Genomic DNA, 16,419 nt, shown 5'->3' with positions numbered 1-16,419 from the left:
ATGTCTGATCCGCTAATTAGAGAAATGGATAATTATGTTGTTTTGGTTCCTGGTGAAAGTGAACAATTCCTGGATAAAGAACAAACTCTTTTATGGCTTCAATCTTGGTTAAATAAATTCGATTCATTACCATTAGATCTTGCATGTAAGTCTTCAATAGAAGAAGCTGCGCAACATTTGCTTGATACAGCCTGCGACCTGGAAATCAAAACAGGTTTTACAATTCAGTGGTATGCCGTTCGGCTTGAGTCTCCGGGTCAATAAGGATACTTAGCAAACGTTCAGAAATCATAGTTGCAACCTCATATGGAGATTGATCCTCAACTTCTATTCTCAAATCCGACTCTAAATATACTGGTTTTCTACTTTCATAGATCTGACTAAAATTCTCAGCTAAATCATCTCCAATTAATAAAGGGCGTTTCTTTTTATCACTTTCTAATCGTTTAATTGAACGTTTCAAATCAAGATCTAACCAAATAACTATTCCTTGATGAAGTATGCCCCAGTTTTCAGGCACGGTAACTAAACCACCTCCAGTAGCAATTACAAGAGAATGATGTTGACTAATTTCTTTTAAAACTTTTTTTTCAACATCCCTAAAGACTTTTTCTCCATCTTTTTCAAAAATAGATGCAATAGATTGTTTAGAAGCTTTTTCTATAACATCATCACTATCAACAAAAGCATAATTGATCATTTTGGCTAGAACTGGTCCGGTTTGACTTTTGCCAGAACCCATCATTCCTATCAAAAATATATTTCGACCACCTAACTTTTCTTTAAGAGTTTTAGGGGTTGACTGGATAGCCATAAAGACAGAAGTAACTAAAAGTTATTAAGATGTGTTTTGATGTGAAAAATTTATGGAAGCAATCACATCTAATTTTCCCCACGGAGAGGGGAGAAGCTGTGTAATAACAAGGCGAGCCTGCTTTAGCTCAAGCCACCTTTATCGACTTCCTGAATTATCTGATGATGATAATTCAGCTTTGTTTGGCCCATGCTCAATAGCTCCTGGCCACGGTCATAATTACGAGTTAATCGTAACCATGGAAGGAGAACTTAATAAATATGGCATGGTCTTAAACCTTTCAGATGTAAAACATGCCATAAAAAACGAAGTAACAAGTCAACTTGACTTTCGTTTTTTAAATGACACATGGCCAGAATTTGACCTTTCTAAACCCGAAGGTTGCCTTCCCACAAGTGAAAGTTTAGTTCGTATTATATGGGAGCGCCTTAAATCTCACTTACCCCTAAAATCTCTTCGTCTTTACGAAAACCCAAAACTCTGGGCTGACTATCAAGGAAATGCTATGGATGCTTATTTAACAGTTCAAACACACTTTTCAGCTGCTCATCGCTTAGCCAGAGAAGATCTACCTCAAAACGAAAACGACAAAATATTCGGAAAATGTGCTAGGCCTAATGGACATGGTCACAATTACTTAGTAGATATAACTGTCAAAGGAAAGATTAATCCTAGAACAGGAATGATATGTGATTTATCTGCATTAAATAGTTTAATTAATGATTTGGTTGTAGAGCCTTTTGATCATACCTTTTTAAATAAAGATATTCCTTATTTTGCAAATTGTGTTCCCACAGCTGAAAATATTGCATTGCATATTTCAGATAAATTAACAAATCCAATCAATGCGATTGGAGCAAATTTATATAAAATAAAACTACAGGAGAGTCCAAATAATGCAGCTGAGGTTTATGCAAACGTACCTGAATCAAAGATCGATACTAAAGGCTCAAAGAATCAGATTGGTTTGCTGAGATAATTGAAAAAAAATTGGGTTAAATTAGTTTTAGCTTCTAGTATTGATGGACGTATCGCATATCCAGAAGGAGGAAAAACACAATTAGGTCAGTCTGGAGATCGTTTAGTTTTAGAAGAATCACTTGCTTGGTCAGATGGGATTTTAATGGGAGGGCAAACACTGAGAGATCATCAATCAATTTGTGTCATTAAGAATAAAAATTTATTACAGCAAAGAACTTCAGAAGGAAAAAACGAACAGCCAATTGCTCTCATAGCTAGTAATCAAATAGATTTTCCAGGAAATTGGCTTTTTTTTAGACAACCACTTCAAAGATGGTTGATCCAAAAACAAGATAAGAAAAATGAGATTACGCCTCCTAATGGATTCGATAAAAAAATAAATTTAAAATTCACTTGGCGTGATGCCCTTGATGATTTATATAAGAAAGGTATTGCGAAAATTGTATTACTAGGAGGGGCAAATCTTATTTCAGATTTTCTTTTAGAGGATCTAATAGATGAATTACAAATTACCATTACCCCTCATCTTTTAGGAGGAGATTACTGCTGGGTTTCATCTGAATTAAAAAAGTTAAATACAATCATGAAAACAAAAAATGGCTGGATTCTAAAAGAAACTAAAAAGCTCGGTAATAATGAATTACTTATCAGATATTTTAGAAATAATTGGTCCTGAAGATAGATTTAGTATTAAAGAAATGAAAAATATCAAAATCAGATGGCATTCATCAATACAAGAAATACCTAAGATTATCTGGAATAATTTCTTAGAAGAAAATTCAACTCCTTTTTATAAGTGGGATTGGTTAAATGCATTAGAAAAATCAAAAAGTGTAAGTATAAAATATGGATGGCAACCATTATTCCTCTCAGCTTGGAGAGAAAATGATTTAATTGCATGTGCACCTCTATATCTTAAATCTCATAGTTATGGAGAATTTATTTTTGATAATGCCTTTGTTCAACTAGCTCAAGATATGGGACTTCGATATTATCCAAAACTAATAGGAATGAGTCCATTAAGTCCAATAGAGGGGTATCGCTTTCTTTTCGCAGAAGGAGTGAGTGAGATGGATCTTACCGAAATATTAATGTCTGAAATTGATAGTTTTGCCAAAGAAAATAGTATTCTAAGTTGTAATTTTTTGTATGTAGATCCTAAATGGATGAAAGTAGCTGAATCTCTAAATTGTGCTAAGTGGATCAACCAACAAAGTTTGTTGAAGTTGAATGAAGAAAACAGTTTTTCTGATTTTTTAAAAAAATTTAATTCCAATCAACGCAGAAATATTAAAAGAGAAAGAGAAAGCATAAAAAAATGTGGAGTAAAAGTTGAACCTCTTAGTGGGTCTCAAATAAATGTAATGAATTTGAAAAAAATGCATTATTTTTATGAGCTTCATTGCTCAAGATGGGGAGTATGGGGAAGTAAATACCTAACCGAATCATTTTTCACCGAGCTTACATCAACTGAACTCAAAGAAAATATTGTTTTATTTGAGGCGAAAGAAGAAAGAATTGATAAAACAATTGGAATGTCATTATGCGTAAAAAATGAAAATATGCTTTGGGGTAGATATTGGGGTTCAGAAAAAAATATAGATAATTTACACTTTGAAGCTTGTTATTATTCCCCGATTGAGTGGGCAATAGCAAATAAAATAAAATATTTTGATCCTGGAGCGGGCGGGAGTCACAAAAAACGAAGAGGTTTTATTGCTAAACCCAATGCAAGTCTTCATAGATGGTACAACTTACCTATGGATTCATTAATTAGAGAATGGCTACCAAAAGCAAATAAGTTAATGCTTGATCAAATAAACGCTACAAATAATGAAGTACCTTTTAAGTTTGAAGAGCCAAAACTATCAAATACATAGTAACTTCAGACAAATTAAAGACTTAATCTCAATGACAGATAACAATTTACTAGATTCTCCTGAGACCAATAAATCACTTTCCACCGAGAAAGATACAGTTGATTCTAATGAAGAAAAACCTTTCTTTGCTCAAGGGATTTTTAGTTATAAAGACAAAGGGACTCAAGGTGTTATTACTCTTTTTGGCTATGAACTAACAGCACCAGCAGGTCTAAAAAATCCAGGTCTTGTTTATTTATCTTTTATTTTTGTAAACCTGCTTATATTTTTAATCTTAAAAAGCTTTATTTCAGGATAATTTTTTGCAGGAAAATCTAAAAATTTAATAACTACAAAATAAGTTACTTGTGTATCTTCTTTTTAATTTGTAAATTAAAGAAATGAACAATCTAGATCTTCGAGAAGACTTAATTAACTCAATAACGCTTTTAGACGATAAATTATCCAAGCGGCAAATAGAACTTGACCCAAAAGGTTATTTCTTAATAAAAATTGAACCTAAAACGAATGAGTTAATACTGGAACATTATTTAAATGATATTGATCAAAAAGGTCGCGCTATTGATCCAGATTCCGGAGAACCAATTGGTTGTAAAACAAAAAGTAGAAATCAACCAAACAATATTTATAGAGGGAAGAGTGCCAAGCAATTAGGTATTCAAATCTCCGAGGGTCATGGTCCATTCCCCATCAGTCATTTAGATCATGCGATTTACATTGGTCGTGAATTACAGAAAGCGGAGCAATGCCTGATCAGTGGTAAACAATATATTCAAGATTAAAATTAATAAATTCAAACGATAAAGCACTGATGTTCTATTATTAGTGGAGAAATTCAAATCAAATGGGAATTCTTTTTTACTTAGTTTTTGTTGGTGCAGGCCTTTCTGCAGCATTCTTAATTCAAAAAGCCCTTAAAGCTATTAAATTAATCTGAATGAATAAATCACTATGATTAGTACTGAATTACTTAAAGAGGTTTATATTTAATACTCATTCAGATATTTATTGTTCTTAAAATATAAAGAACATTAGAATTCATTTACATTATTCAGACTTAAAAGAAAATTCTTCATTAGAATAAAGAAAATTCAATTATTTAAAATTCACCTGCATGGGATCTTCAAGACTAAAGAGTCGTCGTCGTCAAGATCTAGGTTCCAAATGGACGAGAGTTGTAATAGCTATTTTATCAACAGTGGGTGTTATTGATACAGGATCCATAACACTAAATAAATGGGGGTTCATAGGGAATTTAAACTGTCCAGGTGGATTAGGAGGCTGCGATAAAGTTTTAAATAGCCCTTGGGGAACTTTCTTTCAAACAAATAATTTCTCTATTCCATTATCATTAATAGGTTTAATTAGTTATTTATTAATATTATTAATGGCAATATTCCCATTAATACCTATTCTCAAAAACCAAAAAAATAATATCTCAAAAGTTGCATGGTGGGGATCTTTTTATATATCTACATCTACTTTTATTTTCAGTTTAATTTTAGTATCAGTAATGATATTTAAAATTAAAGCTTTCTGTTTTTTCTGTCTTCTTTCTTTTCTTATATCACTTTCAGTTCTATTATTAAATATATTTGGAGGCGGTTGGGAAGATTATGGTAAATTATTTTTCAGAGGTTTTCTTATGTCAGTAGCAGTTCTTTTGGCAGGGCTAATCTGGTCATCATCAGTCGATCCTGCTACTAAGGAAGTTTCAAATAATATTCCAGGCATGCCACCTGCGGTAATAGCGATAAGTTCTCCGGAAAAAATAAAACTCGCTGAACATTTAACAAAAGAAGGAGCAGTCATGTATAACGCTTATTGGTGTCCACATTGTCATGATCAAAAAGAAATGTTCGGTAAAGAAGCTGCAGAAAAATTAAATTTAGTTGAGTGTGCAAAAGATGGCTTTAACAACAAAAGAGAACTTTGCGAAGCTAAAGGGATAACAGGTTTCCCTTCTTGGGAAATTAATGGCTCAATTGATTCAGGAGTAAAAAGCCTAGAAGAATTAGCTGACCTTACCAATTACAAAGACTCTAAAGATTTTTAGGGAAATAAGCTTTATCAACAATGGGTCTTGTATGAATATTCTTTCCTTTTATTTGACGAGTATGACATTGCCAAAAAGGAACTGAGGTAGGGAAATCATCTCTAAAGTGGCCTCCTCTACTTTCTTCACGAAACAAACAAGCTTCCAACATAAGTAAACTTGACATTTGTCGATTACTCAAATCAAGTAGCAAATTAAGGTCTCTCCTGGCAAGTTCCTCGAATTCATTAATTTCATATTTTGACTGAGAAAAAACCAACTTTAATAAGGGCTCGTTTAAAAGATTTTGATAATCTCTTTGAACTTTTACAAGAGCAGAATTCATTCCTTTTCTTGATCGATCAACTCCAGCTTCACGCCAGCATAATTGTCTAAGTTTTTCAATTTCTTTTGATAAATAACTAGTTCCTTGATCCTTAGAAAAGCGAAGATCTGATTTTTTAAAACTTAAATTATTTCCTGAAATATCGGATGTTATAAAATCAGTTAATTCAATATTTCTCATTTGATTTGCAAAGACCAAACATTCCATTAATGAATTACTTGCAAGTCTATTCGCACCATGCAGGCCAGTACATGCCACCTCACCAATAGCGAAAAGTCCTTTGACATTTGTTTGTGCTTTCAAGTTTGTAGCGACACCACCCATCCAATAATGGGCAGATGGAGCCACGGGGATTGATTCTTTTAAAGGTTCTAAACCAAGCTCTCTGCACCTTTGAAAAATTGACGGAAAGCGCGCTTCTACATCCTCAAAAGAAATGGATTTAACATTAAGACCAATGTGATCAACTTTTTGCTTTTGCATCGCTTGAAACAATGCCCTGCTGACTTGATCTCTTGATGCAAGATCTTTCCCTTCAAGATGGGCTACGGGGCTTTCTCCGAATGAATCCACTAGAACTGCACCCTCTCCTCTTACCGCTTCAGAAATCAAAAACGAAGGCGCATCATCCAATTTCAGAGCAGTTGGGTGAAACTGAAAAAATTCGAGATCTTCTATGCAAGCCCCAGCTCTCCACGCCAGAGCAATTCCCTCCCCTGCTGCTTGAGTTGGATTTGTAGTATTGGCAAATAAATGGCCTCCGCCGCCAGTAGCTAAAACAACTGCCTTTGCTTTGATCCAACGCAAAGCTGGTCCATCTAGAACTTGTACCCCGGAACATTTTCCTCTTTCAACCCAAATCTGTGTAACTCTTATTCCTCTTTGATGCAGAACATTAGCTCTTTGATCAACTTGCTCGTTAAGAACATCAACCAATGCCTTACCAGTTCTATCTTTTACGTGAAGTACTCTTCTATGAGTGTGAGCAGCTTCAAGAGTTGTAGATAATTTTCCAGAGGTTCTATCAAATTCCATTCCTAGTTTCAAAAGTCTATCTACTAATCTCGGAGCACTATGAACAAACATCTGAACTGCTTCTGAATCACAAAGACCTGCCCCAGCTTTAATTGTGTCATTAGCATGAATATCCTCGCTATCTTCGATTCGAGTAACAGCAGCCATTCCTCCTTGTGCCCACCTACTCGAAGAACGCTTACTGGTATTGCGATTTAAAAGTAGAATTTTCAGATTTGATGGCAATTCAAGAGAAGACATCAAACCCGCAGCTCCTGCTCCAATAACAATTACATCCCAATTAGTTGAGTAAATATCATTTTTATTAAACCCAGTATTTAAATCCATAAAAGATTAGTTTTCAGATCAATCCGCTTAATTGAGGCTGAATCAATGTGGTCGCAAAAAATAAGCCATCAACCCATAAGGTTGTTGTCAAAGCTGAACTTGATACAAGCCAAGCATCAGAAGATAAAGGTTCACTTTTTGATTTTTGATTCATCCAATTTGCTATGAAAATGATTAAAAGTGCCGCAATAAAAATTGATAATAAAGAAAAAGGTTCCAATAATTGTTCCGCAGTGAAACTCAACATTTGGGAAGCTTCCGAAAAAGGCGCATCAACCACTTCGGGCCAAGCCTTCATGACACCTGTTAAAACAATCATTACATCAGTAAAAGCAGTTCCTAATAAAGATGCCAAATAGAAACTGGCTCCAATTTTCCATCGAGTCTTTAAAAGGCTTACTGCTATTGGCAAAGCTATTGACTCAACAGGTAAATGCCACACAGGATGAGCTCTTAACCATCCCCAAAAAAGACATCCTCCTAACCAGCTCCAACTAACGCCAACCAATAACGAGCCAACAGAGGCCCATCTATCGCTACAAAGTTTAAGTAAATAAAATCCAAGAAAAAATATTACGAAACTAAATAAAAAAGCTGAAAAAGGAAACACATGAACCCATGGAGCCTGAACAAAAACGGGCAGGACAACCATTGTGCTAGCCCAAAATTGCAATGTCCTTGGCTTTGACAGATAGGACGTTTCTTGATTTAGGGGCTTGGTGGGATTGTTTGAGTAAATCAGAATTAATAAAACTGAGTTGGTTTTCAGCTCAACCTTCTATGAATTTACATTCAAGTCGATACCCAAACCAAGCAGTCTTCAGAATACAAATAACAAAGTTAAAAAAAAAAATTCTTACAAGCCTTTTAATTACAATAATTGCAATGCTTTTAAAGGCCCAGTTTGTTAATCCTTGGGAAATAAGTGATTGAAAAAAGCTTTTTAATTACTTTTTGTTGAAAATTTACTTATATTAAAAATAAGTGATTCTTCAAGATCAATTCAATTCTTTCTAACCACCCGAAAAATATAGAAGATTTATTTTTTTATTTAGGAGCATAAATGAACACATTAAAAATAGCCAAAAAAAATATTAAACCTGCTGTTGTTGCCTCTATCGAAAAAGGTTCAATAGGCGAAGAGCTTGGATTTGAAGTTGGAGATCAATTAATTAGTATTAATGGTGTAAAACCAAGAGATCTTATTGATTACAAGTTTCTTATAGCCGAAGAAAATGTTCAACTCACAATATTAGATGAAAAAGGGAAAACACATACAATTGATATCGAAAAAGATTATGACGATGAGTTGGGACTTGCCTTTACTGAGGCATTATTTGATGGATTAAAACAATGCAATAATCAATGTCCATTTTGTTTTATTGACCAACAGCCTTCAGGAAAAAGAAAAAGCTTATATCTCAAAGATGATGACTATAGGCTAAGTTTTTTATATGGTTCTTACTTAACACTTACAAATCTTTCCGAAGAAGACTGGCTGAGAATTGATCAACAAAGACTCACTCCTTTATTCGTATCTGTGCATGCAACAGAACCTTTTTTAAGGTCTAAATTACTGAGGAATCCTAAAGCTATTGACCTTTTAAATCAGTTAACTTGGTTCACGAAAAAAAGAATACAAATTCATGCTCAAATTGTTGTTTGCCCTGAAATAAATGATGGGAAAGCTTTAGAAAGAACCATTAATGATCTATTTAGTTTCGCGCAAGGAGATTTTCCAGTTGTACTTTCAGCAGCAATTGTTCCAGTTGGTTTAACTAGATTTCGTCCGAGTAATGATGGGCTAATTCCCGTAGATTCTGATTGTGCACTAAAAGTCATCAATCAAGTTGAGTCAATGCAGAAAGTATTTTATAAATCAACTGGCTCACGTTTTGCTTGGTTATCTGATGAATGGTATTTAATAGCGAAGAAACCATTACCTTCCCTCAATTCTTATGAAGATTTACCTCAAAAAGAAAATGGAGTAGGAAGTATTCGCAGCTTTCTGAAAGCGATGGATGAAGCCACAAGGAAACTGCCTATCAAAACTGATAAAAAAAGAACCTGCAGCTGGGTTGTTGGCAAACTTGTGGAAAATGAATTAGAAAAGCCTTGCAAAAGACTCAATAAAATAAATCATTTCAAACTTCATCTCTATGGGATTCCAAGCCCGTACTGGGGGCAAGAACAAATAGTGACAGGCCTTCTCACAGGTCAAGATCTGATAGAAGGATTGAAAGGGAAAGATTTAGGCGATGAGTTACTTCTACCATCGGTCATGTTAAGACAAGATGAAAAAATCTTTCTTGATGACATGACTCTTCAAGAGCTCTCTTCGTCACTTAAAGTAACTATAAAAATTGTCCATGATGCGCAGGACATCGTGAACAAAGCACTTGGTAAAGCATAATTGTTTTACTAAACCCATTTCAGTTTTTCTTAGAACTATGAGGAGAGTGAAGAGAAAATTCCTAATTGTTGCAGGTTTATTTATATCTGGGATAAATCCTTTATGGGCTACAAGTTCGCAAAAAATAATTTCTAAAACAACCTTACAAGGAGACCAAAATACAAATCAAAGTACCAAAACAGAGGGAATTTTATATGAATTAAATTCGCCTAATGATCTTTTTATACCCTCCAGATCTAGAGAGGTATTGGTAAAAACTTATAAGAATATTAATATAGATCAATTAGAAAATATACTTATAAATAATAATAGAACGATTAAAGTTCACTTAGAAAAAATTAATCAAGCTAAATCATTATTAAAAAGTTCATTATCCTCCTGGTACCCAACAATAAACCTAACAGCTAATGGTCTTCCTCAATATTTTGAATCTAGTAATTACAATGAATCTAATTTAATACAAGACACTTCAAGCAAACAATGGAGTTCTTCTATCAGTGCTCAAATCAAATGGGATTTAATTAATCCTGCAAGAGTTCCCGAAATAGCCTCAGCACGAGATGCCTTTGAAAAGGCAAAATTTTCGTACTCAATAATTTTAAGAGATTTAAAATTAGAGGCAAAAAAACGCTACTACAATTTGCAAAAGGCAAATGAAGAAATTGAAGTAGCCAAGAAGTCGATTGCATCTTCGACTCTTGGATTAAAAGACGCAGAAATTAGATTTGAAGCAGGTATTGGGACAAAATTAGAAGTTCTACAAGCAAAAACACAGCTCGCTAGAGATCAACAATTATTAAATATGAAATCAGGAGATCGAAAAGTCGGTCAAAGATCTCTTGCTGAAATACTTAATCTCCCAGAAGATGTAACGCCATTAATTGGATCGAAAACCAAAGTAATAGGTGTATGGGACTTATCATTAGAAGATAGTATTATTGCAGCTTATAATTCTCGCAAAGAACTTGATAGTATCCTATTAGACATATCAATTAACAATAGCAATGCCAATGCTGCATTAGCAGCTGGGCAACCAAAAGTAAGCATAGTCAATACATCTACTTCTTCATTTGCTAAAGGTGAATTAAATCAGATCGCACCAAATACGAATAATACATCTTCTAGTTTTTCTAACACGATTGGTCTTAATGCAACTTGGTTTATTTTTGATGGAGGTAAATCAAGATCTTTATATAATTACAATAAAAGTAAAGCAGAAGAAGCAAAGATGAATTTTGCACTAAGAAGAGCTCGAATTAGAAAAGAGGTTGAAGAAGTATTCTTTAAACTAGAAACAGCCAAACTAAATATTTCTTCTTCTTATATAGAAGTTTTATCTTCAAGAGAGTCTCTAAGACTTGCAAAGCTTAGATATAATTCAGGTATTACTACACAGCGAGAAGTTGTAAATAACCAAAGAGATCTAACAGATTCAGAGGTTCGTTATATTATTTCTATTACTAACTATAATATTCTGTTAGCTGACTTAAGTAGACAAACTGGTTTAGATAATATCAAACCATGTGATATCAAAGTTGATCAACAGAATCAAAAGAATACTGAAAGCAAATCAAATCTTCATGAAACAAATTTAATTCCTTTATGTCAGCTATAGGCTTTTAACTTAATAACAATGATTCAAAATTCAATATCTAACCCCTTGAGCCAAGCACAACTGATGTCAATTCATCATTTAGTTGATGAGGTTGGAAGACGTCAACTTCAAGATTTTGGTCAAATCAATTCAGATATTAAACCTGATGGAACTCTGATTACAGAGTGTGATAGATGGAGTGATAAAACAATAGTTCAAGGTTTAGGGAAAATCGCTAGCGGAGAGGGTGTCCTAAGTGAAGAAGGTAATAAGTCAATTCCGAACTCAAGTGAATATTGGGTAGTTGACCCGCTTGATGGAACAACTAATTTCGCAGCAGGCATTCCATACTGGGCAATATCAATAGCACGTTTCACAAATGGGCAACCTGAGACAGCTTTTCTTGACATACCAGCTTTGAAAAAAAGAATTTTGGCTATCCGAGGAAAAGGAGTTTGGTTAAACAGCAAGCAACTTAAAGCTGAGTCTCGCTTCAAAAAAAATAGTGACTGCATTTCCCTTTGTAGCCGGTCCATTAAAGTTCTACAAATGAAACCAGAGAAATCTTTCCCAGGGAAAATCCGATTACTTGGAGTATCAAGTTTAAATATGACTAGTGTTGCCATTGGTCAAACAATTGCTGCTTTAGAGGCAACACCAAAAATCTGGGATATTGCTGCAGCATGGTTAATTCTTGAGGAACTGAATTGTCTTATCAACTGGTTGGAAACTAATCCAAAAGATATTCTCTCAGGAACAGATCTTACTTCTGTTAATTTTCCATTATTAACAGCATCCTCTGAAGATCAATTGAACAAGATGCTTCCTTGGGCTTCAGCTTTAATCCAAGACAGTAATTAACAATGTGCTTTTTGTTTGTATTTAAAAAATTAACTTTGATTCACTAAACAGATAAATGATTTTAAATCTACCTATTCAACTTAGAAAAATCTTCTCAATAAGAGCTAGCTTAATAGTAAGTACTCTAAAACCAAAGTGGGCTTGAACTGGAGAAAAAAAACAAAATGGTTTTTTAGTAGCCTCTGGAGAGCTTATGAAAGATGGTCTAAGTGTGATTGCGTAGATTTGAGTGCAGCATTTGCTTATTACACTCTTCAGTCCTTTTTTCCCATATTACTAATATCCCTATCAGTTGCATCATGGTTTTTAGGCAAACAGCAAGGCTTAGATCAGCAAATCATTGCTCTTGCTGCTCAAGTTTTACCTCCATCAGTGGTTGGCTTAGTTGATTCAACTCTAATAAAATTAGTTAATCAAGGATTTGGAGCTGGAATTCTTGGAGCAATGTTCTTAATGATCACTGCTGGAAATGCCTATCTAACATTACAAAGAGGAGCAGATAGATTATGGGAAGACGTTCTACCAATTAAATCAAAACCGGATCCTCTCAAAATTCAAGCATTTCGATTTATCAGAAATCGAATAGAAGCTTTTTTTGTCGTTTTATTAGTTGGTTTTTTAATGGTTATAGATCAAATTAGTGCCAATATCCGTATGATTCCTGGTGCCGTTTTCGAAGAATTAGCAAATACAACACCTTGGATTGAAAACGCAATGTCAAAAATACCCGTACTTCAAGTGGGACAATTTATGCTTCCTTTAATAGGTTTTTCTACTATGGCACTACTTTTACAGGGTTTACTTCCTAGTAGAAGAGTGCCTTTGAAGCCACTAATACCAGGAGCTTTTATGATTGGAACTTTACTAACTATTTTAAATTTAGCAGTTAGCAGAAGTATCCTCTCTTTGGGGTCAAGATTTCAAGCTTATGGATTCATTGGAGGAGTACTAGTTTTAACTCTTTGGGTTTGGATGGTAGGAGTAATTATTTATTTTGGTCAATGTTGGAGCGTTGTCATTGCAAGTATGCGTCGTAATCGATACGTTTAAACATCAATGAAACAGACAGCAAAATTTTAATTAGAATGAATACGTAAGTTACAAAATTAGTTATGAATAAGCCATCTTCATTAATTTGGATGGTCTTCATTTTACTTGTTATTTTGCCTACCCCAGCTGGGAAATTTATTATTGATTTAGCAGGTGGAATATTCCTTATAATTACAATCATTCCATTAATTTTAGTAGGACTTGGATGGTTTTCTTGGAAAAGATTCCAATCAAATTTACAAACCTGTGAAGCTTGTGGCTCAAGTTTTCTAAATAATCAAATTATTTGTCCCATATGTGGAACGACTATAAAAAACACTAATGATATTCTCGAAAATATTCCTGCAAGTGCAGCAACAATTGACATAAAACCCAAAGAGATAGATCAATAAGATTATTTTATATTTAACATTTCAGGATTGATCTCATTTATCTGTTGTTCAACAAATTCAAGTAATTCTTCACAATGTTTAAGTAATAAATGACCTTTGATATAATTAATTTGAATTTTATCTAGTGAAATATTCTCATCTTGTACATTTTTTAAAATGGTTTCCAATTCACAGATAGATTCTTCGTAACTTAATTTCTTAATATCTTTTTTAAAAGTTTCTATATTTTTCATGTGATTTACTTTGTTAGAAATTTCTATGTGATCCTTTTTAACATGATCTGCATTTGACATGCAATATTAAACTATTATTTATTAAATTCATATTTTATCATAATTGATTCTATCAACCTCTGCGATAATTTTTCCATCAAAAAATTGAACGAAGAACTTATCTTTTTCTTTAACACTTTTTACACTATAAATCGAATGTCCTTTCTCATCAGTAATCAATGCAAAACCTCTTTTTAACAATTTTTCCGGAGAAAGTGCATTCAAAAGACCATAAATATAATGTAACTTTGTTCTTTTAGTTTTGATTAATAGCCGAGGTGAGTGAGCTTGAAAAAAAGATTTTTTAGTAATTAAAGTATTCTTTTTATTTTGAAAAAATAACTTCAAATAATTTTCAAAAATTGTTTGATTTTGCAAAAAATTATTTCTTTCAATTTCTCTTGAAGGTAATAGATCAACAATAGCTGCCGTTGGTGTAGCAGATCTATGATCTGACACAAGATCAGAAACTGTTAGATCATCTTCGTGCCCTATTCCTGTAATAACAGGAATAGGGAATGTTGCTATTTCTTTCGCTATGATTTCACTATCGAAGAGCATTAAATCTTCTCTTTTCCCTCCTCCTCTAGCAATAATTATCGCATTTAGATCTAACTTACTTTTCTTCAATTTACTCAAAATAGACTTCACTTCATTTTCATTATTACCTTGAACTGGAATAGGAATTATGTGCAATTTTGTTAAAGGCCATCGTTCCTTAGCGGTTCTAAGCATGTCTGCCAAAGCAGAGCTTGGAACACTTGTAAGAATACCAATTGAATTAGGATATTTTGGTAATTTTCTTCTTAATGAATCATTTATCAACCCCTCTTTAAATAGTTTGGACTTAACGATTTCGAACTTCTTAAGAACAGTAGAAATACTTGCTCGAATATCAAAAACTTGAACAGATATTCTTGCTTGCGATTCCCAGAAATTTAATTTGCCAATAATAACAACTCCGTCATCTTGCTTGGGTAAAAATTTTAAAGACTTTATTGTTGATGACCATGCAACTGCATCCACACTTGCTTGCCCATCAGTTAAAGTCAACCATAAATGACCTTTCTTTATTTGCGCTTTTGAAACAGTCGCTTTAAGTATAAACTTTGGTGCGAATCCTCTTGACAATAATAAACCAATAGATTCATTTAATTCTTTTACACTGTATGTATTTAAAGATTCTTTTTTGGTCTGAAGCTTAGTCAAACTATAAAAATTAAAGTCTAATAATTATTTTTCAACCGATTCCCATCTGAGTTAAAATTCCCTGCCCTGTTAAAAGCTCTGTTGTTAAACCTATTAAAATACCCATCATGGCTAATCGACCATTCCATATTTCAGCAAAATTGACAAATCCATAACGAGGCTCAAAGTTATCTTTCATTTGTAAATCAAATTTAATTTAATAATACTAAAGAAATGCTCAAAATGAGAAAACATATAACTTAACTATTGAAATTAATTTATTTTTTTAAACCTTAAGAACCTATCGAACATGTTTTGCACCATCAACTGGATGATAATCCTCTCCGGTTAGTTCTTCATAAATGATTGCTGGCAATCCAGTTTCGAACATGGTTTGAAGAGCTTCTTTTAGATAAGGATTCCAGCCACCAGTACTAACTTCTCCGTGTCTTACTGTCCAATCCCATGTTCCTTGTAGATCTCTAGGCATTCTTCCTTCTCTGTCTCGTCTGGCAACCAAATCAAGAGATTCTACCAATCCAACTTGAATAGGATCTTTTCCATAAGCTGGAGTAATGCTTAGTTCTAACCTGACAGGATCTTCCTTTAATAATCTGAGACGAAACCTTGGAGGTAACTTCATGTTTTTCAAAACGGAAGCGACTATGCGGGTTCTTTGTTCCAAAATCAAAACCTCTTTGAGAACTATTTAATGTCAAACCAAAAAATCTAATGAAAATTATTCAGAAGGCTTTTCAAATGATTGTGGATGATCAGTGTCCTTTGAAAAACGAACTGTGAGCAAATCTTCATCAGTAATGCAACCATCTTTGTTTAACAGCTCAGGATGAACAGTAACCAAACCGGTACGATCGTCGCCTTTTTTCTTTGAAAATGAATTTTGAATCTTGAATGACGATTGACCTGAAAAAAAACCATTCAGCATAATTCTGGCAGCCACAATCAACAAAACGAAAACTGAAAGGCCATAAAAAAATGGTAAGAAATTGCTCAACATTTGCAAAATGAGAAATCAAAAAACTAAATGGATTAATCAAGTTAAGTTTTAAAGTCGCTCTAATTTCATCTTTAATCAAAAGAGTAAATCAATTTGGATTCTAAAGGAAATTAAGTTATAAGAGCAGTTATTTAGTAAAAATCCACGGTAATCAAATTAGTGGATCTTTGAATTTCTAAATTAGCTATTATTAATTTTGAGATAGAAAACTCA

Annotated in this window: 22 protein-coding genes; 14 read left to right on the top strand and 8 right to left on the bottom strand. The window is 33.5% G+C overall.

The window, feature by feature from the left end; all coding sequences use genetic code 11:
• Positions 1-264: a chlororespiratory reduction protein 7 gene (locus O5633_RS09260; protein WP_269609394.1), complete on the top strand. Its 264-nt coding sequence runs from the start codon at positions 1-3 to the stop codon at positions 262-264.
• Here O5633_RS09260 and O5633_RS09255 read toward each other — a convergent pair.
• The gene (locus O5633_RS09255; RefSeq protein WP_269609393.1) at positions 218-814 is read right to left on the bottom strand and encodes a shikimate kinase; all 597 of its coding nucleotides are present in this window, start codon (positions 812-814) and stop codon (positions 218-220) included. The two genes, O5633_RS09260 and O5633_RS09255, sit on opposite strands and share 47 nt — an antisense overlap.
• A 52-nt stretch (positions 815-866) precedes the next feature.
• Between O5633_RS09255 and O5633_RS09250 the strand changes: the two genes are divergently transcribed.
• The 7 genes from O5633_RS09250 (at position 867) to O5633_RS09220 (ending at position 5,731) form a co-directional block, all read left to right on the top strand.
• Positions 867-1,793 carry a 6-pyruvoyl trahydropterin synthase family protein gene (locus tag O5633_RS09250; protein ID WP_269609392.1) on the top strand — a complete coding sequence of 309 codons (927 nt, stop codon included), beginning with the start codon at positions 867-869 and terminating at the stop codon, positions 1,791-1,793.
• The gene (locus O5633_RS09245) at positions 1,794-2,471 is read left to right on the top strand and encodes a RibD family protein (RefSeq protein ID WP_269609391.1); all 678 of its coding nucleotides are present in this window, start codon (positions 1,794-1,796) and stop codon (positions 2,469-2,471) included. It begins immediately after the preceding gene.
• 22 nt (positions 2,472-2,493) lie between these two features.
• Positions 2,494-3,675, top strand: a complete 1,182-nt coding sequence (locus tag O5633_RS09240) for a GNAT family N-acetyltransferase (RefSeq protein WP_269611345.1) — start codon at positions 2,494-2,496, stop codon at positions 3,673-3,675.
• 31 nt (positions 3,676-3,706) lie between these two features.
• A complete protein-coding gene (locus O5633_RS09235) occupies positions 3,707-3,973 on the top strand; it encodes a hypothetical protein (RefSeq protein WP_269609389.1) in 267 nt (88 codons plus the stop codon).
• Between the two features lie 82 nt (positions 3,974-4,055).
• Entirely contained in the window at positions 4,056-4,457 is a 402-nt protein-coding gene (locus O5633_RS09230) for a DUF4346 domain-containing protein (protein ID WP_269609388.1), read from the top strand.
• A gap of 62 nt (positions 4,458-4,519) precedes the next feature.
• Positions 4,520-4,612, top strand: a complete 93-nt coding sequence (gene petL, locus O5633_RS09225) for a cytochrome b6-f complex subunit PetL (RefSeq protein WP_011294102.1) — start codon at positions 4,520-4,522, stop codon at positions 4,610-4,612.
• Positions 4,613-4,789: 177 nt separating this feature from the next.
• Entirely contained in the window at positions 4,790-5,731 is a 942-nt protein-coding gene (locus O5633_RS09220; protein ID WP_269609386.1) for a vitamin K epoxide reductase family protein, read from the top strand.
• Here the strand turns inward: O5633_RS09220 and nadB are convergent.
• Both nadB and O5633_RS09210 read right to left on the bottom strand, forming a co-directional pair.
• Entirely contained in the window at positions 5,718-7,418 is a 1,701-nt protein-coding gene (nadB, locus tag O5633_RS09215; protein ID WP_269609384.1) for an L-aspartate oxidase, read from the bottom strand. The two genes, O5633_RS09220 and nadB, sit on opposite strands and share 14 nt — an antisense overlap.
• Before the next feature lie 13 nt (positions 7,419-7,431).
• The gene (locus O5633_RS09210) at positions 7,432-8,070 is read right to left on the bottom strand and encodes a DUF3120 domain-containing protein (protein WP_269609383.1); all 639 of its coding nucleotides are present in this window, start codon (positions 8,068-8,070) and stop codon (positions 7,432-7,434) included.
• A 20-nt stretch (positions 8,071-8,090) separates the two neighbouring features.
• Here O5633_RS09210 and O5633_RS09205 point away from each other — a divergent pair, with 20 nt between their 5' ends.
• From O5633_RS09205 to O5633_RS09180, 6 genes are all read left to right on the top strand, one after another.
• Positions 8,091-8,351, top strand: a complete 261-nt coding sequence (locus O5633_RS09205; RefSeq protein ID WP_269609381.1) for a hypothetical protein — start codon at positions 8,091-8,093, stop codon at positions 8,349-8,351.
• 130 nt (positions 8,352-8,481) lie between these two features.
• On the top strand, positions 8,482-9,831 hold the full coding sequence (locus tag O5633_RS09200; RefSeq protein ID WP_269609380.1) for a TIGR03279 family radical SAM protein: 1,350 nt from the start codon (positions 8,482-8,484) through the stop codon (positions 9,829-9,831).
• 37 nt (positions 9,832-9,868) lie between these two features.
• Positions 9,869-11,446: a TolC family protein gene (locus O5633_RS09195; protein WP_269609379.1), complete on the top strand. Its 1,578-nt coding sequence runs from the start codon at positions 9,869-9,871 to the stop codon at positions 11,444-11,446.
• Positions 11,447-11,464: 18 nt separating this feature from the next.
• A complete protein-coding gene (locus O5633_RS09190) occupies positions 11,465-12,286 on the top strand; it encodes an inositol monophosphatase family protein (RefSeq protein WP_269609378.1) in 822 nt (273 codons plus the stop codon).
• 135 nt (positions 12,287-12,421) lie between these two features.
• Positions 12,422-13,336 carry a YihY/virulence factor BrkB family protein gene (locus tag O5633_RS09185; protein ID WP_269609377.1) on the top strand — a complete coding sequence of 305 codons (915 nt, stop codon included), beginning with the start codon at positions 12,422-12,424 and terminating at the stop codon, positions 13,334-13,336.
• A 62-nt stretch (positions 13,337-13,398) separates the two neighbouring features.
• Positions 13,399-13,728 carry a hypothetical protein gene (locus tag O5633_RS09180; RefSeq protein ID WP_269609376.1) on the top strand — a complete coding sequence of 110 codons (330 nt, stop codon included), beginning with the start codon at positions 13,399-13,401 and terminating at the stop codon, positions 13,726-13,728.
• Between the two features lie 2 nt (positions 13,729-13,730).
• Here O5633_RS09180 and xseB read toward each other — a convergent pair whose 3' ends face one another.
• The 5 genes from xseB to O5633_RS09155 all read right to left on the bottom strand — a co-directional run bounded on the left by xseB (position 13,731) and on the right by O5633_RS09155 (position 16,206).
• Positions 13,731-14,021: an exodeoxyribonuclease VII small subunit gene (xseB, locus tag O5633_RS09175; protein ID WP_269609375.1), complete on the bottom strand. Its 291-nt coding sequence runs from the start codon at positions 14,019-14,021 to the stop codon at positions 13,731-13,733.
• A 27-nt stretch (positions 14,022-14,048) separates the two neighbouring features.
• Positions 14,049-15,209, bottom strand: a complete 1,161-nt coding sequence (gene xseA, locus O5633_RS09170) for an exodeoxyribonuclease VII large subunit (protein ID WP_269609374.1) — start codon at positions 15,207-15,209, stop codon at positions 14,049-14,051.
• A gap of 31 nt (positions 15,210-15,240) precedes the next feature.
• Entirely contained in the window at positions 15,241-15,387 is a 147-nt protein-coding gene (locus tag O5633_RS09165; RefSeq protein WP_011294091.1) for a chlorophyll a/b-binding protein, read from the bottom strand.
• A 102-nt stretch (positions 15,388-15,489) separates the two neighbouring features.
• Positions 15,490-15,873, bottom strand: a complete 384-nt coding sequence (locus O5633_RS09160; RefSeq protein ID WP_269609372.1) for a hypothetical protein — start codon at positions 15,871-15,873, stop codon at positions 15,490-15,492.
• A gap of 54 nt (positions 15,874-15,927) precedes the next feature.
• The gene (locus O5633_RS09155) at positions 15,928-16,206 is read right to left on the bottom strand and encodes a DUF2973 domain-containing protein (RefSeq protein WP_269609370.1); all 279 of its coding nucleotides are present in this window, start codon (positions 16,204-16,206) and stop codon (positions 15,928-15,930) included.
• Positions 16,207-16,419 lie beyond the last annotated feature (213 nt).

Origin of the sequence: Prochlorococcus marinus str. MIT 1013, assembly GCF_027359395.1 — a bacterium.
Taxonomy (GTDB): Bacteria; Cyanobacteriota; Cyanobacteriia; order PCC-6307; family Cyanobiaceae; genus Prochlorococcus_B; species Prochlorococcus_B marinus_E.
Note: the sequence above shows the minus strand (reverse complement) of the source record. Positions and strands in the feature narration are given on the sequence as shown.